This is a genomic window from Chitinophagales bacterium, assembly GCA_020636535.1.
In the GTDB taxonomy this organism is placed as follows: domain Bacteria; phylum Bacteroidota; class Bacteroidia; order Chitinophagales; family JADIYW01; genus JADJSS01.
In genome coordinates this window covers 403,108-427,295 of the sequence record JACJXT010000013.1, presented here as the reverse complement: position 1 = coordinate 427,295, position 24,188 = coordinate 403,108, and the positions used below count along the sequence as shown (strand labels likewise).

Annotated in this window: 23 protein-coding genes; 10 read left to right on the top strand and 13 right to left on the bottom strand. The window is 30.9% G+C overall.

Features of this window, described 5'->3' with window-relative positions; translation table 11 throughout:
- The 6 genes from H6553_14160 to H6553_14135 all read right to left on the bottom strand — a co-directional run.
- Window positions 1-151 (bottom strand): hypothetical protein (locus H6553_14160; protein MCB9034977.1); only part of this gene is annotated, 151 nt, incomplete at its 3' end.
- A 180-nt stretch (window positions 152-331) separates the two neighbouring features.
- Window positions 332-1,918 (bottom strand): ribonuclease Y, encoded by a 1,587-nt coding sequence (gene rny, locus H6553_14155; GenBank protein MCB9034976.1) that lies wholly within the window; start codon window positions 1,916-1,918, stop codon window positions 332-334.
- Window positions 1,919-1,963: 45 nt separating this feature from the next.
- Window positions 1,964-2,260 carry a cell division protein ZapA gene (locus H6553_14150; protein ID MCB9034975.1) on the bottom strand — a complete coding sequence of 99 codons (297 nt, stop codon included), beginning with the start codon at window positions 2,258-2,260 and terminating at the stop codon, window positions 1,964-1,966.
- Window positions 2,260-2,550, bottom strand: a complete 291-nt coding sequence (locus H6553_14145; protein MCB9034974.1) for a hypothetical protein — start codon at window positions 2,548-2,550, stop codon at window positions 2,260-2,262. Before H6553_14145 ends, H6553_14150 begins: the two co-directional genes overlap by 1 nt.
- Entirely contained in the window at window positions 2,550-4,985 is a 2,436-nt protein-coding gene (locus H6553_14140) for a phenylalanine--tRNA ligase subunit beta (GenBank protein MCB9034973.1), read from the bottom strand. The genes H6553_14145 and H6553_14140 overlap by 1 nt, the downstream gene beginning before the upstream one ends.
- A 237-nt stretch (window positions 4,986-5,222) precedes the next feature.
- Window positions 5,223-7,796, bottom strand: coding sequence for an ATP-dependent Clp protease ATP-binding subunit (locus H6553_14135; GenBank protein MCB9034972.1), 2,574 nt, complete (start codon window positions 7,794-7,796; stop codon window positions 5,223-5,225).
- A 229-nt stretch (window positions 7,797-8,025) separates the two neighbouring features.
- Here H6553_14135 and H6553_14130 point away from each other — a divergent pair, with 229 nt between their 5' ends.
- The 5 genes from H6553_14130 to H6553_14110 all read left to right on the top strand — a co-directional run bounded on the left by H6553_14130 (window position 8,026) and on the right by H6553_14110 (window position 13,683).
- Window positions 8,026-8,373: an STAS domain-containing protein gene (locus tag H6553_14130; protein ID MCB9034971.1), complete on the top strand. Its 348-nt coding sequence runs from the start codon at window positions 8,026-8,028 to the stop codon at window positions 8,371-8,373.
- A 10-nt stretch (window positions 8,374-8,383) separates the two neighbouring features.
- Window positions 8,384-9,295 carry a ribonuclease Z gene (locus H6553_14125; GenBank protein ID MCB9034970.1) on the top strand — a complete coding sequence of 304 codons (912 nt, stop codon included), beginning with the start codon at window positions 8,384-8,386 and terminating at the stop codon, window positions 9,293-9,295.
- A gap of 85 nt (window positions 9,296-9,380) precedes the next feature.
- Window positions 9,381-10,772 (top strand): dipeptidase, encoded by a 1,392-nt coding sequence (locus H6553_14120; protein ID MCB9034969.1) that lies wholly within the window; start codon window positions 9,381-9,383, stop codon window positions 10,770-10,772.
- Window positions 10,769-12,700, top strand: a complete 1,932-nt coding sequence (locus H6553_14115; protein ID MCB9034968.1) for a DNA primase — start codon at window positions 10,769-10,771, stop codon at window positions 12,698-12,700. Before H6553_14120 ends, H6553_14115 begins: the two co-directional genes overlap by 4 nt.
- Before the next feature lie 68 nt (window positions 12,701-12,768).
- Entirely contained in the window at window positions 12,769-13,683 is a 915-nt protein-coding gene (locus H6553_14110) for a hypothetical protein (GenBank protein ID MCB9034967.1), read from the top strand.
- 166 nt (window positions 13,684-13,849) lie between these two features.
- Here the strand turns inward: H6553_14110 and H6553_14105 are convergent, their stop codons facing one another.
- The 3 genes from H6553_14105 to H6553_14095 form a co-directional block, all read right to left on the bottom strand.
- Window positions 13,850-14,491 carry a hypothetical protein gene (locus H6553_14105; GenBank protein ID MCB9034966.1) on the bottom strand — a complete coding sequence of 214 codons (642 nt, stop codon included), beginning with the start codon at window positions 14,489-14,491 and terminating at the stop codon, window positions 13,850-13,852.
- An 11-nt stretch (window positions 14,492-14,502) separates the two neighbouring features.
- Window positions 14,503-14,709: a hypothetical protein gene (locus H6553_14100; GenBank protein MCB9034965.1), complete on the bottom strand. Its 207-nt coding sequence runs from the start codon at window positions 14,707-14,709 to the stop codon at window positions 14,503-14,505.
- A gap of 191 nt (window positions 14,710-14,900) precedes the next feature.
- The gene (locus tag H6553_14095; protein MCB9034964.1) at window positions 14,901-15,611 is read right to left on the bottom strand and encodes a YebC/PmpR family DNA-binding transcriptional regulator; all 711 of its coding nucleotides are present in this window, start codon (window positions 15,609-15,611) and stop codon (window positions 14,901-14,903) included.
- 69 nt (window positions 15,612-15,680) lie between these two features.
- On the opposite strand from H6553_14095, the gene H6553_14090 reads away from it, so the two are divergent.
- The 3 genes from H6553_14090 (at window position 15,681) to H6553_14080 (ending at window position 17,077) form a co-directional block, all read left to right on the top strand.
- Window positions 15,681-16,112, top strand: coding sequence for an energy transducer TonB (locus H6553_14090; GenBank protein ID MCB9034963.1), 432 nt, complete (start codon window positions 15,681-15,683; stop codon window positions 16,110-16,112).
- 11 nt (window positions 16,113-16,123) lie between these two features.
- Window positions 16,124-16,498 carry a hypothetical protein gene (locus H6553_14085; protein MCB9034962.1) on the top strand — a complete coding sequence of 125 codons (375 nt, stop codon included), beginning with the start codon at window positions 16,124-16,126 and terminating at the stop codon, window positions 16,496-16,498.
- A 243-nt stretch (window positions 16,499-16,741) separates the two neighbouring features.
- Window positions 16,742-17,077 carry a hypothetical protein gene (locus H6553_14080; GenBank protein MCB9034961.1) on the top strand — a complete coding sequence of 112 codons (336 nt, stop codon included), beginning with the start codon at window positions 16,742-16,744 and terminating at the stop codon, window positions 17,075-17,077.
- Between the two features lie 121 nt (window positions 17,078-17,198).
- Here H6553_14080 and H6553_14075 read toward each other — a convergent pair whose 3' ends face one another.
- From H6553_14075 to H6553_14060, 4 genes are all read right to left on the bottom strand, one after another.
- Window positions 17,199-18,809, bottom strand: a complete 1,611-nt coding sequence (locus tag H6553_14075) for an IS1634 family transposase (protein MCB9034960.1) — start codon at window positions 18,807-18,809, stop codon at window positions 17,199-17,201.
- A gap of 263 nt (window positions 18,810-19,072) precedes the next feature.
- Window positions 19,073-19,465: a thiol-disulfide oxidoreductase DCC family protein gene (locus H6553_14070; GenBank protein MCB9034959.1), complete on the bottom strand. Its 393-nt coding sequence runs from the start codon at window positions 19,463-19,465 to the stop codon at window positions 19,073-19,075.
- On the bottom strand, window positions 19,458-21,275 hold the full coding sequence (locus H6553_14065) for a T9SS type A sorting domain-containing protein (GenBank protein ID MCB9034958.1): 1,818 nt from the start codon (window positions 21,273-21,275) through the stop codon (window positions 19,458-19,460). Before H6553_14065 ends, H6553_14070 begins: the two co-directional genes overlap by 8 nt.
- 112 nt (window positions 21,276-21,387) lie before the next feature.
- The gene (locus H6553_14060) at window positions 21,388-22,146 is read right to left on the bottom strand and encodes a PASTA domain-containing protein (protein MCB9034957.1); all 759 of its coding nucleotides are present in this window, start codon (window positions 22,144-22,146) and stop codon (window positions 21,388-21,390) included.
- Window positions 22,147-22,264: 118 nt separating this feature from the next.
- Between H6553_14060 and H6553_14055 the strand changes: the two genes are divergently transcribed.
- Window positions 22,265-23,359, top strand: coding sequence for a D-alanine--D-alanine ligase (locus tag H6553_14055; protein ID MCB9034956.1), 1,095 nt, complete (start codon window positions 22,265-22,267; stop codon window positions 23,357-23,359).
- Window positions 23,360-23,581: 222 nt separating this feature from the next.
- Window positions 23,582-24,049: a hypothetical protein gene (locus H6553_14050; protein MCB9034955.1), complete on the top strand. Its 468-nt coding sequence runs from the start codon at window positions 23,582-23,584 to the stop codon at window positions 24,047-24,049.
- The last annotated feature ends 139 nt before the right edge of the window (window positions 24,050-24,188 follow it).

Here is a 24,188-nt window from a genome sequence, read left to right as displayed (position 1 = left end):
TTTCTTGTTTACTATAATGTTTAATTATAGTTTTAATATCAGTAAACTTGCCATACATAAAGACTCGTGCAATTATAAAATTTTTGTTGGTTTGATTGAGCGTAGTCATATCAATATCCCAAAAGGCAGTATTGCTTAATTCTAATTGCATATCAATAATGTCTATTATTTTGATGTTAAGATAGAAAAAATATACATAATGATACCAACAAAATAGATGATAATAGCATTATGACTGATTTTTTAGAATAATACTAAGTCAATTAAATTTGTTGATTAAACTTAACTTTAGTGAAAAATATACAACATAATATCAACAGCAATATAAAAACTATTTAGCTGTAGAAACGCCTCTGGTTTCTCTAATTGCGGTAACTTTTATTTGTCCTGGATATGTCATCTCGTCTTGTATTTGCTGTGCAATTTTAAATGCAATTTCTTCTACATCGCTGTCTGTAGTTTTTTCTGCTTCTATAATTACACGCAATTCTCTACCTGCTTGTATGGCATATGCTTTTTGTACACCATCGTATTTTATAGCTAGATTTTCTAATTCGCTGATGCGTTTCATATAGCTTTCTAAGATTTCTCTTCTTGCTCCAGGTCTTGCTCCTGAAATAGCATCGCAAGTTTGTATAATTGGTGAAATAACATATAACATTTCCATTTCATCGTGGTGAGCTCCTACTGCATTAATAACTGCTGGATGTTCGCCATATTTTTCACACAATTTTGCTCCTAGTAAAGCGTGAGATAATTCTGGATCTTCGTCGGATACTTTGCCTATATCGTGTAGTAAGCCAGCTCTTTTTGCAAGCTTGACATTCAAGCCCATTTCTGATGCCATAATAGCACATAAGTTGGCAACTTCTCTTGAGTGTTGTAGTAGATTTTGTCCGTAAGAAGAACGGAAACGCATTTTTCCTACAATTTTAATCAACTCTGGATGTAGACCATGAATGCCTAAATCGATTACAGTTCTTTCTCCAATCTCCATAATTTGTTGGTCGAGTTGCTTTTTTGTTTTAGCCACTACTTCTTCAATTCTTGCTGGATGTATTCTACCATCGGTTACTAGTCGTTGTAAACTGATACGAGCGATTTCTCTTTTATAAGCATCATAACCAGAAATTACAATAGCTTCTGGTGTATCGTCTACAATAATTTCTACGCCAGTTGCTGCTTCTAAAGCACGAATATTTCTACCTTCTCTACCAATAATTTGTCCTTTTTGCTCGTCGCTTTGTAAGTTGAAAACAGAAACAGTGTTTTCTATTGCTGTTTCTGCTGCTAGTCGTTGTATAGACTGAATTACGATTTTTTTAGCTTCTTTGTTGGCTTTTAATTTCGCTTCGTCCATTACCATTTTTACATGACTTAAAGCATCGGTTTGTGCTTTGCTTTTGAGTTGTTCTACTAGTTGTGCTTTGGCTTCATCTGCTGTAAGCTTAGCAATTTGTTCTAGTTTTTCTATGTGTTCTTGCTGTGCTTTGTCTAACTCTACTCTTTTCTTTTTAGCAATATCGAGTTGTTCTTCTAAAGCTCCTTTTAAGTCGTCGTATTCTTTTTCTTTTCTTCCTGCATTAGCCAATTTATCTTTTAAAGATTGTTCTACTTGCTTAACTCTATTTTCTGCAACAGCAACTTTTTTATTGCGTTCTTCTATGGTAGCGTTGTGTTCTTCTTTTAGTTTTAAGAAGTGTTCTTTGGCTTCCATCATTTTGTCTTTTTTAAGCGAGTCAGCTTCTGTTTTCGCTTCTTTTAAAATGAGTTCTGCTTGTGCTTTTGCATTTTCTTGCGTGTTTTTAGCTGCTTCAATTTGCTTATCTACATTGGCTTTGAAAATGAATTTTCCTAAAACAATACCTACAATAAGTGCAACTATTGCTGCTATAACTGTGTACATTAAAAATCCCATGTTGTTCCCTTTTTTATGATTTAAAAATGAGCAACCGAGTTAAAATCAGAAAAGTGTAATACCTAAATGTTGGTCGAGTGTGGCTTCTAATTGATCTAATTTTTTATCTAGAGAAGCGTTGGTTAACTTATTTCTGTTTTGCAAAGCTTCTGTAGCAAATTGTAAACAAATCATCGACAAAAAATCTTGCTTGTCTCTATTGAGCAGTGTTTGTTGGTATTCTGCAATTTTATCGTTAATAATTTTAGCAGCTTCACGAACATACCTTTCTTCGTCTGCACTAACCTTTAGTTTATAAGGTCTGCTAGCTATGAGTATATTTATATTTAAAGCTTCTGCCATTACATTGTTATATTAGTTAAACACTCGTCAATTTCTTCAATCATTGTTTTGATTTGTTTTTTAGTCTCTACTCTCTCTTTTTCTGATAATCTAACTTCTTTAGTTGCTTTTATTAATTTATTTTCTTCTTTTAATTGTTCGTTTTGTTTTTTTAAATTTAGTATTTCTTGGCTTAAATCTGAAATATTATTTTTCAAAAGTAATTCAGATTGTTCTAATTTCTTATTTTTTTCTAAAATTAGCTCAATTTTTTTTAAAACTCTATTCCATTTATCGTCAATCTTTGCCATTATCTTATACTTGCTTGTAATTCTTTTTCAAATTTACTAATTAATTTCTTCATTATAGCGTCTATTTCATTATCGGTCAAAGTTTTATTGTCATCTTTAAATGAAAACGAAACTGCATAAGATTTATTTTCCTTACCTATTTTTTCATCTTGATAAATATCAAACACATCTACTGTTTGTAATAATTTTTTAGCGGTTTGCTTGGCTATGGTTTCAATTTGATGAAAAGAAACACTTTGATTGACCAATAAAGCCAAATCTCTTTTTACTGTTGGATATTTACTAATTGGTCGATATTTTATTTTTTGCTCTTGTACCAATTGTAGTAAGTTTTTCCAATTAATAGTAGCAAAATAGACTGCTTGTTTGATGCCAAATAGTTGTTGAAATGTAGTATTTACTTTTCCAAAGCTAAGCATGGTTTTATCACCAAAAATATAATCTAAGCCAAAATCGAAATAAGGCGATTGTGTATCTTGAATGCTATAATTTGTTGTACCTAATTTATTAAGTATAAGTTGTACTATAGATTTTAAGCTATAAAAATCTGCTGTTCGTTCTGCTCTGTTCCAATTGGTATCTTGTTCAACACCACTCATATACAATACTAAGTGCTCGTGTTCTTCGTAGTTTTCTTTTTTATGATATGATTTTCCTAATTCAAAAAAGGCAATGCGTGCTTGCTTGTGATTAATATTATAAGCAACGCTTTCTAGTCCAGAAAATAGCATATTGTTTCGTAGTACATCTAATTCTACATTAATAGAACTGAGTAAATGTACCCATTCTTCTTTTTTAAAGTTTGGATAAGTACTTAGTTTTTCGAGATAGGTTGATTTTGTTAATGGATTGGTCATTATTTCATAAAAACCATTAGCTACTAATACATTAGCTATAGTTTGATAGACTGCATCATCATCAAACAAAGTAGTAAAACTAACACTTGCATTTATTTTAGATGGAATTGGAATATTATTGAAACCGTAAATTCTTAAGATTTCTTCAATAACATCTGCTGATCGTTTTACATCGGTTCTATATGCTGGAACAGAAACTTGTAGTTGGTCTGCTTGTTCATCAACAATATCAATTTCTAAACAATGTAATATATTTTTAATTTCACTAGTTGGAATTTGTTTTCCTAGTAGTTGTTGTACTTGATTGATGTTTAAAGGAACAATTGTATTTGGAAATGTTTGATTTTGAATATCGGTAATATCAGAAATAATTTTTCCGTTGGCAATTTCTACTATTAACTGTGCTGCTCTTTTTAATGCAGTAATGGTAATATTTGGGTCGATGCCTTTTTCAAAATGTGTAGCTGCTTCGGTTCGTAGTTGATGCTTAGTTGATGTTTGACGAATACTTTTTGGATTGAAGTAAGCACTTTCTAAGAAGATAGTAGTTGTAGTATTTTTGACACCAGAATTTAATCCACCATAAACACCAGCAATACACATAGGTTCTTTAGCATTGCAAATCATTAAATCTGTGTCTAGCAACTCAATTGTAGTACCATCTAAAGCAACAAATGATGTTTTGTTAGCAACAGTTTTTACTACAATTTGATTATCTGTTATAGCATTTAAATCGAATGCGTGTAATGGTTGACCGTATTCGTGTAAAATATAATTGGTGATGTCTACTATGTTGTTGATTGGTTTTTGACCAATGGCTTTTAATTTATTTTGTAACCAAATTGGTGATGGTTGTACTGTAATATTATCGATAACAATGCCTGCATATCTTGGACAAGCTACAGCATCTTCTACACTTACTTGTATTGGTTTTTCTGTTTGATTGAATAACGCTTCGTCAATCTTTGGTAGTTGTAGTGCTTCGTTTTTATTTTTTCTAAAGTTGATAGCTGCTAATAAATCTCTTGCTACGCCAATATGAGAGTATGCATCGGTTCGGTTTGGTGTTAAACCAATTTCAAAGATGGTATCTTCATAAATATCATAAATGCTACTTGCAGGAATTCCAACTGTGGTTTCGTTTGGTAGTACAATAATTCCATCGTGAGAAGTTCCGATACCAATTTCATCTTCGGCACAAATCATTCCGTTAGAAACTTCGCCACGAATTTTTGATTTTTTAATGGTAAATGAGTCGCCATTTGTTGGATATAAAGTTGTGTTATTGGTTGCAACAATTACTTTTTGACCAGTTGCTACATTTGGAGCACCACAAACGATGTCTAAAATTTCAGTGCCAATATTTACTTTGGTAACAGCTAATTTATCTGCATTTGGATGCTGTGCTTTTTCAATGACTTCGCCAACGACTAAACCTTTTAAAGCACCTTTAATTGACTCGTACTGTTCTATGCTTTCTACTTCTAAGCCAATATCTGTTAGCAAATGCGAAATTTCATCGATAGACAAATGGTTGATGTCGATATAGTTTTTGAGCCAGTTTAAAGAAATTGTCATACTACAAAAATACAAGCTATATTTTTAATAGCTAAGATTTAGTTATTAGGTGTTTGTTAATTGGTCTATTATGCGTTAAAATTTATTATGAAAAACTTCTACTTGCTAATAACCTAAAATCTATTATGAAAGAGGTCTATTTTGTTTTAGTTTATCTAGAGTGCCATATCTCACAAATAAAAAAGGAAGCCATTACAGCTTCCTTTCTAAATTAATTATTCATCAGATAAAAAACTTTTATTCTTTGTTGGCTTTTTTGCGTTTTGTTTTTACACTAAAGCTCAACTTCTCTTTATCATCAGCATTGGTATCTACTACAATAGTATCGCCTTCGCTAATGTTTGCATTTAAGATTTCTTCTGCTAATGGATCTTCTACATACTTTTGTATTGCTCTATGTAATGGTCTTGCTCCAAACTGTGGATCATATCCTTTTTCTGCTACAAAATCTTTAGCAGCAGTTGTTAACTCAATAGCATAACCTAAAGTTTCTAATCGTTTGTAAACACCACTTAACACAATGTCTATGATTTGATGTATTTGTTCTTTGCCTAAGCTGTTGAATACTACTACATCATCTATACGATTTAAAAACTCTGGCGAAAATGTTTTTTGTAATGCTTTTTGAATAACGCCTCTGCTAATATTGTCGAAGTTGTCTTTAATAGCATTAGTATTAAATCCTACACCAGTTCCAAAATCTTTTAGTTGACGAACACCTATGTTAGAAGTCATGATAATAACAGAATTTTTGAAATCAACTTTTCTGCCAAGACCATCAGTTAACTGACCATCATCTAATACTTGTAATAAAATATTATATACATCTGGATGTGCTTTTTCAATCTCATCTAACAAGATAACAGAATATGGTTTTCTACGCACTTTCTCTGTTAACTGTCCACCTTCTTCGTAGCCAATATATCCTGGAGGTGCACCAATTAAACGAGAGATAGAGAATTTCTCCATGTACTCACTCATGTCAATTCTAATCAATGCATCTTCTGTATCGAACATATAACGAGCTAAAGTTCTAGCTAATTCGGTTTTACCTACACCAGTTGGTCCTAAGAAAATAAATGAACCAATTGGTTTTTTAGGATCTTTTAATCCGACTCTATTTCGTTGAATAGCTTTAGTAATTTTAGCAACAGCTTCATCTTGACCAATCACTTGTTTTTTCAAATCATCTGCCATGTGCGTTAAGCGTTTGCTTTCGGTTTCGGCAACTCTGCTTACAGGAATACCAGTAACCATTGCTACCACTTCTGCAATATTTTCTTCATCAACAGGATAGCGTTTGGTTTTAGCATCTTCTTCCCACTCATGTTTTGCTTGTTCTAATTGTTCCTTCAGCGTTTTCTCTTTATCACGCAACTCAGCAGCTTCTTCATATTTCTGTGTTTTTACTACCTGATTTTTTTGCTCTTTTACTACTTCGATTTCTTCTTCTAGTTTGGTAATATTTTCTGGAACAAAAATATTTTTAAGGTGTACTCTTGCACCAACTTCGTCCATTAAATCGATGGCTTTATCTGGCAAAAATCTATCGGTAATATATCTTGTACTTAAAGAAACACATGCATTAATAGCAGCTTCTGAATAAGATACATTGTGATATTCTTCGTATTTATCTTTTAAGTTATTTAAGATGATTACAGTTTCTTCTGGTGAAGGTGGATCGACGATTACCTTTTGAAATCTTCTATCTAAAGCACCATCTTTTTCTATGTGTTGGCGATATTCATCTAGCGTAGAAGCACCAATACATTGTAACTCACCACGAGCCAACGCTGGTTTAAAAATATTAGAGGCATCTAGAGAACCAGTTGCACCACCAGCACCTACAATAGTATGAATTTCATCGATGAACAAAATGACATCTCTGCTTTTCTCTAATTCTGTCATAATGGCTTTCATTCTTTCTTCAAACTGACCTCTATATTTAGTTCCAGCAACCAAAGCAGCTAAATCTAAAGACACTACTCTTTTATTGAATAAAACTCTAGATACTCTTCGTTGAATAATACGAAGTGCTAAACCTTCTACAATGGCTGTTTTACCAACACCAGGTTCTCCAATTAAAATTGGATTGTTTTTCTTTCTTCTTGATAGAATTTGAGATACTCTTTCTATTTCGTTTTCTCTACCAACAATTGGGTCGAGTTTACCTTCTTCTGCTAATCGAGTAATATCTCTGCCAAAATTATCTAACACTGGTGTATTTGATTTTGGATTGGCTTTTTGCGTTCTACCAGTTCCAGAAAATCCTTTATCTTTTTCGTCGTCATCAGCATCTTCAAAAGATGATTTAGGAAACAGCTCTTGAAAATCATCTGCAATATTTGATGACTGTTGTGTAGAACTATCAACACCATAGTGATAATCTACTTCTGATTTAAAGACTTCGTAGTTAATATCCCATTTTCCTAAAATCTGAGTAATTAAGTTGTCTTTATTCTTTAAGATTGCCAACAATAAATGCTCTGTTCCTACAGTATCTTGCTTAAAACTTTTCGCTTCTAATAAAGTAATTTTAAGTATTTTTTCTGCTTGTCTAGTTAAAGGCAAACTCGTTACATTTACAGGAACAGAAGTAACTTTGTCAGCAATTGTACTTTCAATCTTTCTTTTCAGTAAAGCCAAATCCACTTCTAAATCGGTTAAGATTTTAAGTGCTAAACCACCACCTTCTCTCAACAAACCCAACATTAAATGCTCTGCACCAATTTGATCGTGTCTTAAACGGATAGCTTCCTCTTTACTGAAAGAGATTACTTCTTTTACTTTTGGTGAAAATTTTGAATCCATATATTTTATTATTCAAATACTTTGCCAGTTATTTATTACTGACAATATTACATCATCTAAAGTAATACCGTTTTTTTAAAAATACACCAATGTTGATATAATAATTGTGAAAATAAACAGAAAAAATGATTTTAAATACAAATAAATGGTGATTCTATTGATTATTTAGCATGATTGTTGATGATTATTGAGCAATAAATTTTACTTTTGTTTTTATAAAATATAGATTATGAAATTTAGCGTAGATAAGCAGGAAAAATATATTATATATGAATTTATGGAAGAAAAGTTAACTTCTGCAAATGCACCTTTGTTGAAATCGGAATTGGTGATGGCTGGAACCGAAGGTTATCAAAATATCATTTTAGATTTAAGTGATGTTTCATTTGTAGATTCTTCTGGATTGAGTGCTATATTAATTGGCAATAGAATTTGTAGCGAAGCCGATGGTGTTTTTGCTATTTGTGGTTTGAGTGATGCTGTAAAAAGTCTAATTTCTATTTCTCAGTTAGATGATGTTTTAAATATTTTTTCTACACAACACGATGCTCTGAATGCAATTAATGAGCAAGCTTAATTAGTGATTATTGACTTTTAATGTCTATATATTAGGTAGCAATTCTGCACTTCCTAATCATGGAAGAAATCCAACGGCACAAGCAGTGCAAATAGACCAGAATTGGTATTTGATAGATTGTGGTGAAGCTACTCAAGTTCGATTAATTGAATATGGCATTAAATGGTTTAAAATAAAACAAATATTTATTTCTCATTTACATGGTGATCATTATTATGGTTTGATTGGATTATTAACTACTTATCAATTATTAAAAAGAACAGATCCGTTAACCATTTTTGCACCACCAGCATTAGAACAAATTATACAATTGCAGTTAGCAGCTTCTAATACTACACTTAATTATAAATTGAGCTTTGTTGCAACACAAGCCAATACCTTTGAAAAAATATTTGAAGATAATATTATTGAAGTCCATAGTATTCCGTTGAATCATAAAATTGATACTACTGGTTTTTTATTTAAACAAAAGCAAAGTTTACCTAATATAGATAGTGAAAAAATAAAAGCATTCAATATAGACCCAAAAGATTTTAAGCAATTAAAAGAAGGCATCGATATTGTAGATATAGATGGAAATACAGTTTTAGCAAATGAAGTTACTACTACAAAACATCCATTAAAATCGTATGCATTTTGTTCAGATACTTGTTATGATGAACGCATTGTACCACATATAAAAGATGTTGACTTATTGTACCACGAAGCTACTTTTTTACACGATGCAAAAGATAGGGCAACAGAAACTAAACATTCTACAGCAATAGACGCTGCTACTATTGCACAGTTAGCAAATGTAAAACAGTTAATTATTGGTCATTTTTCTTCGAGATATATTGATTTAACAGTATTAGAAAAAGAAGCCAAAACTGTTTTTGAAAACACACAATTAGCTATTGAAGGAAAGGTTTTTGAGGTCTGAAAAATTCTTAAATCTATTGATAAGTAACAGTGTTTAGTTTTGATTTAGCTAAAGACTTCATACCTTTACAATAAACTAAAAAATCATGCAGTTTATACAATCTGAAATTAATAGCAATAAAGAAAGATACATTCAAGAGCTTTGCAATTGGCTTAAAATTCCATCAATAAGTGCCGATACTAAATATAAAGATGATGTAATTCATGCTGCTGAATTTTTAAAAGCAGCGTTTCAAAAAATTGGCATGGATGAGGTAAAATTATTAGCAACCAAAGGTTATCCAGTAGTCTACGCAGAGAAAATAATTGATGCTAATTTACCTACTGTTTTGGTGTACGGACACTATGATGTGCAACCACCAGACCCAATTGATTTATGGACATCACCACCTTTTGAGCCAGTAGTAAAAACTACTGCTTTACATCCACAAGGTGCTATTTTTGCTCGTGGTGCTTGTGATGATAAAGGTCAAGTATATATGCATGTTAAAGCATTAGAAATCATGCTAAAAAATAATTACACACCATGTAATATCAAAGTAATTATTGAAGGCGAGGAAGAAGTCGGCTCTGCTCACTTAGAAGATTTTTTAATTGAATACAAGCAAAAATTAGCTTGCGATGTTATCTTGGTTTCAGATACTGGAATAATAGACAATAACACACCTTCTATTTGTAATGGTTTGCGTGGTTTATGTTATATGGAAGTAGAATTAACTGGACCAAACAGAGATTTACATTCTGGAATTTATGGTGGTGGCGTTGATAATCCAATCAACAGATTAGCACAATTAATTGGTACGCTTAGAGATGAAAATGGTAAAATTACTATTGCTGGATTTTATGATGATGTAGTAGAATTAACTACAGAAGAAAGACAAGCATTAGCCCAAACGCCTTTTAGCGAACAAGAATTTAAAGAGAGCATAGACATTAAAGCTGCTCCTGTAGAAAAAGGATATACGCTACAAGAACAACTTACCATTCGTCCTACTTTAGATGTCAACGGAATTTGGGGTGGTTATACTGGCGAAGGTGCTAAAACAGTAATTGCTTCTAAAGCAAATGCAAAAATTTCCATGCGATTAGTACCGAATCAATCGTCTAAAAAAATTGCAGACTTGTTTACTAAACACTTTGAAAGCATTACACCAAATACCGTAACTGTAAAAGTCACCGAACATCATGGTGGTGAACCTGTTGTTATTCCTATTGATACCAACGAGTATAAAGCTGCTGAATTGGCAATGGAACAGTCTTTTGGTAAAAAACCAGTTCCACAAAGAAACGGAGCTAGTATTCCAATCGTAGCATTGTTTGAACAAGTATTGGGTGTAAAAACAGTACTCATGGGTTTTGGCTTGGATAGTGATGCCATTCATTCGCCAAATGAACATTTTGGTGTATTCAACTTTTTAAAAGGCATTGAAACCATTCCGTATTTTTATCATTATTATGCTCAATTAAAACAAGCTTGATAAGTAGAGATTCCATACGACAAATTATTGAAGCTGCTCGAATCGAAGAAGTGGTAGCAGACTTTGTGCCTTTAAAAAAAGCTGGTTCAGTACTCAAAGGCAATTGTCCTTTTCACATGGAGAAAACACCTTCGTTTGTAGTTAATCCAAATAAAAATATATTTAAGTGTTTTGGTTGTGGTAAAGGTGGCGATGCTGTTAAATTTGTAATGGAACACGAAAAATTTACCTATCCAGAAGCATTGCGATTCCTAGCACAGAAATTCAATATTACTATTGTAGAAACCGAATCTTCTGAACAAGATAAACAAGCAGCTCAAGAGCAAGAAAGTATTTATATTGTACTGAATTATGCTAAGAAATTTTTTCAGGAGCAATTGTTTGATACCGAACAAGGTAAAAATATTGGTTTGTCGTATTTTAAAGAAAGAGGTTTTTTAGAATCGACGATTAAGTCATTCGATTTAGGTTATGCACCAGATAGTTATGATGCATTTTATAATCAAGCAATTGCAAATGGTCATCAAAAAGAACGATTAATCAATGCTGGATTAATCAAAGAAAAAAATGAAAAGTGCTACGATTTTTTTAGAGATAGAGTGATGTTTCCTATTCACAATGTATCTGGAAAAGTCATTGCTTTTGGTGGAAGAATTTTAAAGCAAAATGAAAAAGCACCGAAATACATCAACACACCAGAAACCGAAGTCTATCATAAAAGTCATATTGTTTATGGTATCTATCAAGCAAAAAATGAAATCAGACAACAAGAAGTATGTTATTTGGTAGAAGGTTATACTGATGTGATTTCGCTACATCAAGCAGGCATTAAAAATGTAGTGGCATCAAGTGGAACTGCTTTAACAAAAGAACAAGTACTACTCATTAAACGCTTTACGCAAAACATTACTATTTTATACGATGGTGATAATGCTGGTATCAAAGCAGCTTTGCGTGGATTAGATATTGTACTAGAACAAGGTTTAAATGTGCATTTGGTTTTGTTACCTAATGGCGAAGATCCAGATTCTTTTGTTCAAACAAATGGCTTAGACAAAACTTTAGACTACATCAATCAAAATAAAAAAGATTTTATATTTTTTAAATCTTCTTTGTTGATGAAAGAAGCTGGTAATGATCCTATAAAAAAATCGGAAGTCATAAAAGATATTGTTGAAAGTATTGCTAAAATCGACGACAATATAAAACGACAATTATATATAAAAGAGTGTGCTAATATTGTTGAAGTTACCGAAAATGTATTAGTTAATGAAACCAATAAGATAAGAACTTCTTCCTTTAAAAAAGCAAGACAAATTAATGAGAGCGAACAACAATCCATTAATAATTATGTTGAAATTGAAGAAGACCACGAACAAAATGCATCTCAGATTCCGAAACTCTATTATCAAGAAAAAGATATATTAAGATTGTTAGTTGAATTTGCAGATGAAGTATATGATAAAGAACATAATGTTGGAGAACATATATTAAGTGAATTAACAGAAGTCGCTTTCAAAAATTCTATGTTCGATAAAGTAGTTCAATATTATATCAAAGGTTATGAAGATGGACATTCGTTTAAAGCATTGAATGACATTGCTATTATTGATGATGAAGACATTAAACAAGTTATTGTAGAATTACAATCATCGCAATATGAGTTAAGTGAGAATTGGTTAAAAATGCACGATATCATCGTTCGAGAATCAAATAGAACATATATTACAGATGTAGATTCGGTGATGAATCGTTTTCGTTTTTATAAATTGATGGAAGCCATGCAAGTCTTAGACCAAAGAATAAAAACAGCAGATGAAAACAAGCAAGTAGAAGAGTTGTATGGTATTCAAATAAAAAAGATGGAATACATTTCACTTAAAATTGACCTAAGTAAAAAAATAGGCACGATTACACATCCTTTTTAAATTTAATGTGTTTTTGTTTGATTTTCTGATAAAAATTAAATACCTTTCTAGCAATAAAAACAAAAAATATGAAAAAACTAACGGTACTAATGTTAGGAATCATTACATTCCTTACATTCTCATGTAAAAAAGACAAAAACGAAGAAGAAGTAGCACAAGCAGCAAGCGAGTTGTATTACACAGCTTGGGCAGATTCTTCGGTTGGCAAAATTGAACTCAACAATGGAAATTTGAATAGTATTATAGCGAAAGGAGCTACTGACAATATTTATGGCAAAGGACCTATTGGCATTACTACAGATGGAACAAATTTTTATGTGACTTTAGAAAAATATAATGGTGCCATTTTTAAAATTTCTAACACAGGTGTCGTTACTTTACTGTATTCTGGAATTGATGCTACAAAAAGCCCAACAGGAATTGTTTATAACAAAAATAATAAAATGTTATATTGGATTGCATCAGATGTAGATAAAATATATTATGCCAACACAAGTGGAACGAGTACACCAACCTCATTGTTTGGAACAACAGCTATAGAAGCTTGGGGCTATGGTTTAGATATTGACCTAAAAACAAATAAAATATATTTTACAGACTGGGATAATATTTGGGTAGGCAACTTAGATGGAACAGGTACACCTTCAAAATTATACGATGGAGATTCGTATTGGCCAGATACATTAAATTCTCCATCAAGTATTATTGTTGATAATGCACACAGCAGAATATATTATACAGATGAATCGACTGATGTAGTAGCTTATGCAAACTTAGATGGAACAGGAAACTTTAATATTCTATTTAATAGTGCAACTGATGGTGTTGACAGAGCAGATGGCTTAGCTATTGATTTTGTTACAAATAAAATCTATTGGTCAGAAACCAACTCAGGTAGAATTAGAGTAGGCAATTTAGATGGAAGTGGAACACCTACAACACTCTTAAATCAAGAGGATGTTTATAAAATACTTTTAAAGTAAGTAAATACTTTTCAATCAGTTAGGTACATACTAATTGTGTATCTAACTGATTTTATTTAAAAAAGAATTTGGGCTTAACCTGAATCTGTAATCAATTCAGTATAAAATAAAAAAGGCAATAGTGTGCTATAACTATTGCCTAAAATGTATAGAAAATAAATATTGCTTATTGTTGTATTAATTTTTCATTGGCTTTGTCTATAAGCTCTTGACTTTTATTCTGAATCGTTTTTAATTTAGATTCGTAAGCTTCAATTGCTTTTAGTTTTGACTGATATTCTGCCTCAGAAATTTCATTAGCTTTTCTTTTTGCTTCTAATTTTTTTTTAGCTAAAGTAATTTTATCTTCTGTAGTACTTACTTTATCTGTAATTTCTTGATTTTTAGTTTTACTCTGATTTAAGATTTCTTGCTCTTTGTTTTTAGCATCTTCAGCTCTTTGTTGACCAAATTCTTTTCCAGATAAATCGCCTTTATTTTTACCATAAGCATTGCCATTATTGCTTTTTTCTTTTAGTTCTTTTTCACCTTTTTCTTTTAATTCGTCCGACTTATTTTCATAGTCTTTTTTGTGTTCGTTGGCTTTGTTTTGGTAAACTTTAGACTTGTCTTGATATTTTTCTTTTTCTTCATTGGCTTTGTCTTCGACATCATCTTTGTCTTTTTCAACATCTTTTTTGATTTTGTCTAGCTTTTCTTGATTGCCTTTGATTTTGTTTTTGCCATTAGCATTTCCATTGCCTTGAGCAAATGCACTTACACTTAGTAATAAAACTAGTGTGGTTAAGAGTGTAGTTATTTTTTTCATTTTTCTTGTTTTTATAAATCGTTTAAAATACTGTCGATACCTTGTTCAACGCTTTGTACTGCTTGCTGTAGAGAATCAGTTGTTTGTTGAATGTTTTGAACATCGTCACTAATTTCAACTACTTCTACTTCTGTTACAGTTTCGTCGTTGTCAGCATCTTTCGTTTTACAAGAAACAATTAGCGTGCCAATTGCTACTAATACTAATAATTTTTTCATTTCATTTAAATTTTAATCAAATCTAACAAACTAATTATCAATGCAGTAGAAATAAATCTAAAAATATGTTATTATTATTCGGTGTGTAATCGTAGATGAATGTTTAGACACATAAACTTCTCTACTTATTGCAGAATTCTCTACGAGAAACTTTTGCTAAGAATAGCAAAAACAGAATAACGACTAAATATTTATTCTAAGTTATGAAAAACTGTCTGAACATCGTCATCTTGTTCTAGCTTGTCGATTAGCTCTAATACTTCGTCTACTTGTTCTTCAGTTAATGTCATAGTATGTGTTGGTATTCTTTGTAACTCCGATTTTTTAACTTCAAATCCTTTTTCTTCCAGTGCTTTTTGCATGCTACCAAAATCTTGAAAAGCAGTATAAATTACAATATCGTCGTCTTCATTTTTTTCTAGCTTATCTAATCCAAAGTCAATTAAATCTAATTCTAGCTCTTCAATATCTATATTATTACTTACAATAGTAAAAACGCCTTTTCTATCAAAAATAAAATCGTGCATACCTTGCGTTCCCATAGAACCATTGGCTTTTTTTAGTATTGCTCTTAAATTGGCAACTGTTCTTGTAGGATTATCGGTAGCTGTTTCAATAACTATGGCAATTGCATGTGGTCCCATTGCTTCGTAAACTACTTCTTCAAATGCTTTTTCATCTTTGTTGGCTGCTCTTTTTATAGCTGCTTCAATTCTATCTTTTGGCATTTGAGCAGCTTTGGCGTTTTGTATAGCTCTTCTTAGCATTGGATTGTTCTCAGGAATATCTCCGCCAGCTTTTACAGCTATTGCAATTTCTCTACCAGCTCTAGTAAACGCTTTTGCCATTTTATCCCATCTTGCAAATTTGGTAGCTTTTCTATATTCAAACGCTCTTCCCATAATCTATTTTTTTGCAAATATAAATCAATTTTAAGAGAGAATTGACTTACATTTTTTTATTTTTATGATATGAGTGGAAAGAAAGGAAAAAATGATTTTATAAAAAAACACGAGTATCCTGGTGGAAAGCAAGCGTTTCAGCAGTTTTTAAAAGAAAATTTAAAATATCCGAAAGCGGCACTAGAAAATAAAATTGAAGGACATGTTTTGGTAGCGTATAGTGTAGACTTTAATGGAAAAGTAACTAGTGCAAAAGTATTAAAAGGCATTGGTTATGGTTGTGATGAAGAAGCTTTGAGAGTTGTACTTTTATTACAGTTTGCACCACAAAATAATCATGGTGTTAAAATATCATCTAGACATAAAATAAAAATTCCATTTAAATTAATGGCTGTTGAAAATACAATACAGTACAATTATACTACGAGTACTGCTACTAAAAAAAATGAAGCAAATAAAACGAATAAGAGTTATAGTTATACTGTAAAAATAAACAAATAAAATAATTATAAATGAATAATAATAATATAAAGATATTATACTTGTTAATCTGCTTATTAATACTAAAAATAGGAAAAAGTTGTATTAATGAATATAGAACTTTACTAGATGGTAGTGTAGTTTTTACAGATAATATAAGTTTTGTGCCACAAGGAAGATTTGATGTAGTTAGAGACAAAGACTATCTAATAGAAAGATTAAATGATGCAAAAGCTAAATATGAAACGACAAAAAACTTAGAAGATTTCTCTGACTTAGGTGCTATGTATGTTTACAATGGTGAGTATTTAAAAGCTAAGGCAATTTTTCAAGCTATAGAAAAATCATTACCAAATTTATACCAAACAGCTGCTAATTTAGGTACGACCTACGAGTTACTCGGATAAAATGATTCTGCTTTAATTTGGATAAAAAAAGCTGTTGAAATAAATCCTGCATCTCATAATCATTCCGAATGGATTCATGTAAAAATACTTGAAGCTAAAATTAAAGCAAATGGAAATGAACAATATTTATGGAATAACAATGTACTTAATCTTAATTTTGGAAACAATCTAAAACCTAAAAATATTAATCATTATAATCTTGATAGTCTAGAAGAACAATTGTATGAACAGTTAACTGAAAGAATGACTTTTATTAAACCAAAAGATCCAATTATAGCACAACTTTTATTTGAGCTTGGTAATATAAATGCTATAAATTATGATGTTAAAAGTGGTTTAGAAGTTTATTTAGTTGCAAAAGAATATGGGTATACTTCAGATTTAATAGATAAAAGAATTGAATATTTTGAAAAACTTCAATCAAAAGCAGAATTTAAGAATAGTAAAGAAAAAGCAAAAAGAAAAGTAAGTAGTAATGCTCATTTTATTTTAATAGGTTTTACTATTAGTATTTTGTTATTAATAATTTTCAGTATTTATATTTATAAAAAAAATAAAAATCAATCAAGCTTATCCTAAAAACTTAGCTTGCTGTTCTTTGGTTGGTAGCATACACGCCTCTCAAGTTTGACACGATATTGAGTTAATTAATTGATTATCAACAATAGTGTTATTGGATTGGCTCACTACAAATTGGATTTTATAGTGTTAGTTTGTCTTTTGGAATGATGGGTTGTAATGGCATTAAACCTATTGCTCTTTGAAGTGCAATTTCGTTTTCTGTTGGTCTTGAACGTACATAGATTTGCTCTTTATTGTGTTGTAACAAGCTTACTTGCATTTTATTTAGCGTAGTTCTTAGCGTATTCTCTGTGAGTTTTAGTCCGCTTTTATTGGTTCTTTGTAGTGTGTAGTTTAATAGTGTATAAGCGATATAGCATAAACAAATATGTCCTTTAATTCGTTTGTCTGTCCAATGAAACATGGGTCTTATTTCTAAGTGTGCTTTAAAGGTTCTAAAGGTGTGTTCTATTTTATAAAGTTGTTTGTATTGTTCTAATACTTGTGTTGCTGTAAGGGTTTTGTTGTTGGTGCTAATAGCCAAAATGCCATCGTACTTTGCATCGTTTATTAGTTTTTGTTCATTCAGTTCATAGCTGCCTTTTGGGTTTTGTTGTATATAAAACCTACTTGCTTTTTTGGTAATTAGAGCTGTATTTTTTAATAGTATTTTAGCTGTAGCTTCTTTGTCTTCTCTATCTTGTTTGTCTTTTTTTGCTCGTTTTTGGCTGTGTGTTACGATGATTGTTTTACCATCGTGTTCTACGGTTTTATATGTAATTACAATGGCTTCGCCAGTTGTATCATGGTATATCCATTGTTTGGTAAAAGAAGCTAAATCGGTAAGCTCGGTTTGTAATGTTTTAGGTAAACTTTTGATGCGTTCGCCAAGTATAAATTCGTAGCCATTGTTTTTGGTAATTTCGATGTTATGTTTCGATAACATACCTCTATCTGCTACCATAATTATTTTTTCTATTTGATATTGTTTTTTTAAATCGATTAATGCTTTTTCAAAAGTATGTCCTTCGTAGGTATTGCCTTCAAAAATTTGATAACCAATCGGATTTTTATCAGTATCTATGAGCATACAAAACAAGATTTGTGTGTTTCCTATTTTGCCATCTTTACTAAATCCTTTTTGCCTAAGTTTGCCTTGTTGTTCTACTTCACTTTCAAAATACAAAGTGGTTACATCATAAAATACAACATCCAATTTTTGATTAAATAAATCTCTGCCTGTTTGGAAAATTTGTTGTTGAATGAGCGATTGATTGTCGGCTAATTTATCTAAAGTTCGATACAAGTGATGTAGCGAAACAGTAGGCAAATTAAGATATTCCGACTGATGTAGATAATTTTGATGTTTACTACACGGATCTTGTAATCGCTCTAAAAGCATCAACAAAACAGCATCCGAAAAATTAAATTGTAGTTTGTTTTTTGAGGCTATTCTGCGAAACACATCTTGCAAACCATAATGCTGTAATACTTTTTGGTAGAGGTATTGATAGCCATAATTGTATCTGCCTAATTCTAACAAATCGCCAGTTAGCAATGCCTTTACTTCGCCACCACCTAACTCAAATAATTGGATACCGATGGCTCGCAATTGGGCTGGTTTATAATCTTCTACTTTGCCAAGTGTGTGTAATATTTTGTGCTTTGATTTGCCCTCATCATTTCGATAGCTTTCTAAGATACGCAAATACGTGCCTGATGATTTTTTCTCTATCCGCAAAAATGACATACTGCAAAAATAGAGCGGATAAACTAATTATAAAAGCAACCAAAAAAAAATCGGCTCACTACAAATTTGAAAAAATAAAAACAAAACTCAATAAAATAAGGCGTTCTCAGTCATATTTTATGAAAAGGTGTCAAACTCGAGAAAAAGCAAAAAGAAAAGTAAGTAGTAATGCTCATTTTATTTTAATAGGTTTTACTATTAGTATTTTGTTATTAATAATTTTCAGTATTTATATTTATAAAAAAAATAAAAATCAATCAAGCTTATCCTAAAAACTTAGCTTGCTGTTCTTTGGTTGGTAGCATACACGCCTCTTGTTTTCCAAACCAATTATATCTGTTTTTAGCTATAAAATCGTAGACGATATTTCTTAAAGGTGCAGGCACTATATAAAAAATTAAAAGTGGTTTCCAATACCAAGGAAAAAACTGTAGTATTTTTAATGCAGCTGTTGATTTGATATATGCTTTTTCATCTTGAATAAAAACAATACTATCTACAGTAGTTGGAACTTGATATTGTTCTAAAAGTTGTTGACCAATAGTAGACTGTAGAGAAGCAAATTTTAATTGATTTTGTTTATCGTTGCGTATAACTAACTGCACACTACTATTACAAAAATTACAAACACCATCAAAAAGTACAATATTATTCATCTTGTTTTATAAACTTTGCAACACCAAACGAACCATTGGTAGTATTTGTAACTCTTACAAGATACATACCACTGCTTAGTGTTTGTATATTCAACAATTTATCTTTATTAATGTTTTGTGTCAATACTTGTTGTCCGTTAATATTAAAAATAGCTACTTCTACTTCATCTTTAATTCCAGATAAATAAATATGTGTTGTAGCTGGATTTGGATACAATTTAATAGAGAAAGTAGTATTTAAATTTTCTTTGATTGGTGTTAAATAACCTGGTAATTTGCTGCCAACAACTGCATTAATAAGTACAGCACCATTTGTAGTCATTCTATACCATTTAGATTCATAATTAACATAAGTATTAGTATTGTTGTTATGATTGATGTCTAAACCAAGCACTGGAGAATCATTATAGTAATTAACAATACCTATATAAAAAGAATCATTTAGCACTAAAGGAAAACCATAACCATTTTGAACATAGTCTGCTTGTAAAGCGTAATACACTTTATTGTTAATGGTATCGTAGCCAAACTCTTTCGATAAATCACTCAATAAAATACCATCGTGTTTGTAAATTACTTCGTCGGTATTACTAGCAACATTTATAGTTTTATAGATGACTATGCTAAATGGTTGTGAATTAGTTAAGTATTTAGAAGCTACAAACTGCATTTTTACAGCTTGAAGTGTATCTGCATGACTTAGTTTATATTTTACTGCCATTCTTGTCTCATCTGGCGAAATACTATATACTTTAAAACCTCTTTCTGGCGAAGCATCATCATAAGCAAAGAAATTACTAAACACTTGATTTTTAGTGAGCATATTATTAGCTAATTCAACGCTAGAAGCACTTGCTTCGGCAGATGTCGCAAAACTATAATCTACCTTAATCGTTACAGTATCATCTGTTAAACCAGTTGGGATATTAATTTTATTATAATTGAAAGGATTAATTGTTTGTGGTTGTAAATCTATAGAAGGACCATTATATGAATTTATTGTTGTAGCATTATTTTCTATTGTTGCAGTGTATTGGTCAACATAATCTGTCGTAGTAAAAATAAAATTATTTCTTACAGAAAGCGTAATTGGCTCAGCTAAAAAAGAAGAATCAAAATGCGAGTAAGGCATTACATAGTAATTTTTCAATAAGCTTGGTACAGGATATTGATAAGCCATATCAAAGATATTTTTTTCTACAGCAGTATCTCTGTTCTTATCGAGCTTTACATAGTCAATATTCCAAATATCATAAACACCACCTAAATTGCCATTTACTTGAAATCTAAATTGAAAGTTATTATATAAGTATGGTGAATCTATTTGTATGAAAACTTGTTTAAAATCTTCTGTATTATTAGCATCTATTCTTTTAATCGTATTCCAGTTGGCATTGTCATCTAAAAACTGAATTAAGACATAATCGGTTCCAGCTTCTGGAGGTTCTCCATTACTTAAATATTCGTAAAAGAAACTCAGCCAAACATTATCTGCCAATGTTAAACCACTTAAATCAATCGGTTGCGAAGTCAATTTATCTGCCAGACCAATTGCTTCTGGATTAGTACTATATGGATTACCTACCGAATTAGTACCATCAAAAGAAGCTACACCAATTGATATTGGATTGATTGGAAAAGTCTGATTAATAAATACAAAGTTGTCTTGCCATAATGCAGGATTAGGATGAGCAGCAGTTTGATAAAAATCATCAAAAAAAGGCAAAGATAAAGCGGCTTGTCTTCTGTTGCTTAATAGTTGATGAAAAGCATTATCAGTGGTTTTATTTACCATAGGGTTTTTAGTCATAGGTACAACCAACTCTTGAGCCAACAATAAATGAGATATTGTAAAAAGTAGTATTAGTATTGCAATATTTTTTTTCAAAGCCATATTTAGAATATAGTATATTTTTTTCTGATTATGGTTGCGTAAACTCAACTGGTGTATCTGTAATATATAATTTAACCGCATTGCCACTTGCCAAAGCACCAACTACACCATACATTGGATCTTGGTTATAAATATAAGCATTCATGGTATCTGCTATCGGACCATCTGCAATTAAATTGCCTAAGTTAATATGTACAGCTTCTAATACCGCTTGTGCTTCTAGTACAGTTAAGCCAATTAGTGGAGGCACTTCTGTAATCTGACTGCCAATACCATCGCCTAATACTAAATCTATAGATGCTCCTTTTTTTACTGTTTTTCCAGGTTCAACTATCTTGCCATTCATCTGAATACCAAGCACAGCATCTTTTGCCATATCTGGAATATAAATTAGCTGACCAATATTTAAACCCCAAGAACTCAAAATTAATTCTGCTTGTCTTCTTGAATTATCTATTATATTAGGAATTTTTACAGAAGGTGGATTCGACGAATTAATAGTTAAATATATTTTTCTGTCTTTTTTAACTTTTGCACCTTTTAATGGATTTTGATAAAGAATAGATAATGGTTTATGTGATTTATCAAAAGTAGAGTCAATTACTCTAAGTTCTAGATGATGCTTTTTTAAAACTTGCTTGGCATCATAAAAAGACATGCCTTGTACATTTGGTACTTCTATAGCATCACCATGTCTAGTATACCAATTAATAAAAAAATTAGTAGCTAGCAATAGCAAACCAGTTGTAACCAAAATTAGCACTATATGTAATAACGATTTCGACATTACTTTATTTAATAATGTTCAAAGATATTGTTTTCCATCATTTTTTTATTACTTAAAAACTAAATAATGTTTAAAATACTGAATTGCACAAATTTGATTTATCTTTAAACAAAAAAATATGTCGTCAAAAATAGCAATGGCACTAGTTTTTGGAGGAAAATCTCCAGAGCATGAAATATCTATTTTATCTGCAAGAAATATTTATCAAGCAATCAATAAAGACAAATACAATGTAACATTAATTGGCATCAATCAATATGGAAAATGGTTTTTAGAAACCGAAGAAAATTTACTAGATAAAAATTGTGTTATAGGTAAAAATAATATTGCTTTAAGTATTGTTTTTGGTGATGATAATCAACAACTCATACGATTAGATAATGCTACTGCTTTACCTTTAATAGAAGTAGCATTTCCAATAACACATGGTCCAAATGGCGAAGATGGAAGTATACAAGGCGTTTTCAGACATATGAATTTAGCTTTTGTTGGTCCAGATGTAATGTCGTCTGCTGTAACTATGGACAAAGACTTTACCAAAAGAATTTTACAACAAGCAGGCATTCAAGTAAGTGATGGAGAAGTTATTTATAAATATGAACAAGATAAAATTAACTATACTACTATATCACAAAAATATGGAAATATAGTATATATAAAACCATGCAACATGGGAAGCTCTATTGGCGTAAGTAAAGCAACCGATGAAGCATCTTTTAATTATGCAATACAAGAAGGTTTTAAATTTGACAATAAATTATTAGTAGAAAAAGCAATTGTTGGTAGAGAAATTGAATGTGCAGTTTTAGGCAATGAGCATGTAGAAGCAAGTACCGTTGGCGAAATTGTAATGCAACAAGGTTTCTATGATTTTGAATCGAAATACCAAAGCGAAGATGCAGCACGACTAGATATTCCTGCTAAAGATTTGACAACAGCACAAATAGAAAAAATTAGACAAACAGCAATAGCTGCGTACAAAGCTTTAGACATTGAAGGTTTAAGTAGAGTAGATGTATTCTTAACAGATGATGATAAGGTAATTGTAAACGAACCAAACACTTTGCCTGGTTTTACTAATATATCGATGTATCCAAAATTGTGGGAAGCATGCGGACTTTCATATGCTGATTTGATAGATAAACTAATTTTATTAGCTATACAAAGACACAAAAGATACATTGCACTACAAAAAGTAAGAATAGCAGATTAACATTCACTAAACTAGTTTTTTATTCTATTGACTATAAATTTACAGTAGCTTAAACTTTATTGATTTAATATTTCTTCAATATTAACCTTTACGATAGATTAACATCAACGACACAAAGAACTCATTTTTAAATTATTTTTTAGTAATTCAAAAAAATTGACAAGCAATACTTTGTGCTATACCTTTGTACTATTATTTTATAACAATATAAACTTTTTAAAAATGGAAATCACAAACAAAATTAAAGAAACAGTTGACACATTTGTTAACGAAGCAAAAACAAACTTAAACGATGTAAAGAGCAATGTTGAAACAACTTACAACAACTTCTTAAACGAAGCTAAAGAAGAGTTAAACATTCAAACTAAAAACTTTAAATCTACATCAGAAAGAATTCAAACTAAATTACAAGGTCCTTTTACATTAGAAAAAATCCAATCTGATGTTAAAGAAGAAGTTGAATTTTTAGTAGCAGACTTTAAAGATGCTTACGAAAGAAATGCTGGAAGAGTAAAAAGTATCATCAACCAAACTCAAGAGCAAGTAGAAGGTTTAAAGAGCAAAGCAGAAAAAACTGCTAAAACTGTAAAAAGCGAAGTTGAGAAAACTGCAGATACAGTTAAAAAAGAAGTAAAGAAAACTACTTCAAAAGCTAAAGCTAGTACTAAAAAAGCTACAGCTAAAGCATAATCTACAACACAGATTACATTTTTAAAAAGAGTCGCCCATTTTTTCTGAGGCGACTCTTTTTTTATTACAAATTGCATTAGCATAAATTATAAATAAAAATACTTGACATAGACTCATTTTTTAATACAAGAAGTACGAA

Bases quoted from the DNA above. Each gene is read 5' to 3' on its own strand.
- rny (MCB9034976.1), bottom strand. From the start codon at position 1,918: ATGGGATTTTTAATGTACACAGTTATAGCAGCAATAGTTGCACTTATT.
- H6553_14150 (MCB9034975.1), bottom strand. From the start codon at position 2,260: ATGGCAGAAGCTTTAAATATAAATATACTCATAGCTAGCAGACCTTAT.
- H6553_14145 (MCB9034974.1), bottom strand. From the start codon at position 2,550: ATGGCAAAGATTGACGATAAATGGAATAGAGTTTTAAAAAAAATTGAG.
- H6553_14140 (MCB9034973.1), bottom strand. From the start codon at position 4,985: ATGACAATTTCTTTAAACTGGCTCAAAAACTATATCGACATCAACCAT.
- H6553_14135 (MCB9034972.1), bottom strand. From the start codon at position 7,796: ATGGATTCAAAATTTTCACCAAAAGTAAAAGAAGTAATCTCTTTCAGT.
- H6553_14130 (MCB9034971.1), top strand. From the start codon at position 8,026: ATGAAATTTAGCGTAGATAAGCAGGAAAAATATATTATATATGAATTT.
- H6553_14120 (MCB9034969.1), top strand. From the start codon at position 9,381: ATGCAGTTTATACAATCTGAAATTAATAGCAATAAAGAAAGATACATT.
- H6553_14110 (MCB9034967.1), top strand. From the start codon at position 12,769: ATGAAAAAACTAACGGTACTAATGTTAGGAATCATTACATTCCTTACA.
- H6553_14105 (MCB9034966.1), bottom strand. From the start codon at position 14,491: ATGAAAAAAATAACTACACTCTTAACCACACTAGTTTTATTACTAAGT.
- H6553_14100 (MCB9034965.1), bottom strand. From the start codon at position 14,709: ATGAAAAAATTATTAGTATTAGTAGCAATTGGCACGCTAATTGTTTCT.
- H6553_14095 (MCB9034964.1), bottom strand. From the start codon at position 15,611: ATGGGAAGAGCGTTTGAATATAGAAAAGCTACCAAATTTGCAAGATGG.
- H6553_14090 (MCB9034963.1), top strand. From the start codon at position 15,681: ATGAGTGGAAAGAAAGGAAAAAATGATTTTATAAAAAAACACGAGTAT.
- H6553_14085 (MCB9034962.1), top strand. From the start codon at position 16,124: ATGAATAATAATAATATAAAGATATTATACTTGTTAATCTGCTTATTA.
- H6553_14080 (MCB9034961.1), top strand. From the start codon at position 16,742: ATGACTTTTATTAAACCAAAAGATCCAATTATAGCACAACTTTTATTT.
- H6553_14075 (MCB9034960.1), bottom strand. From the start codon at position 18,809: ATGTCATTTTTGCGGATAGAGAAAAAATCATCAGGCACGTATTTGCGT.
- H6553_14070 (MCB9034959.1), bottom strand. From the start codon at position 19,465: ATGAATAATATTGTACTTTTTGATGGTGTTTGTAATTTTTGTAATAGT.
- H6553_14065 (MCB9034958.1), bottom strand. From the start codon at position 21,275: ATGACTAAAAACCCTATGGTAAATAAAACCACTGATAATGCTTTTCAT.
- H6553_14060 (MCB9034957.1), bottom strand. From the start codon at position 22,146: ATGTCGAAATCGTTATTACATATAGTGCTAATTTTGGTTACAACTGGT.
- H6553_14055 (MCB9034956.1), top strand. From the start codon at position 22,265: ATGTCGTCAAAAATAGCAATGGCACTAGTTTTTGGAGGAAAATCTCCA.
- H6553_14050 (MCB9034955.1), top strand. From the start codon at position 23,582: ATGGAAATCACAAACAAAATTAAAGAAACAGTTGACACATTTGTTAAC.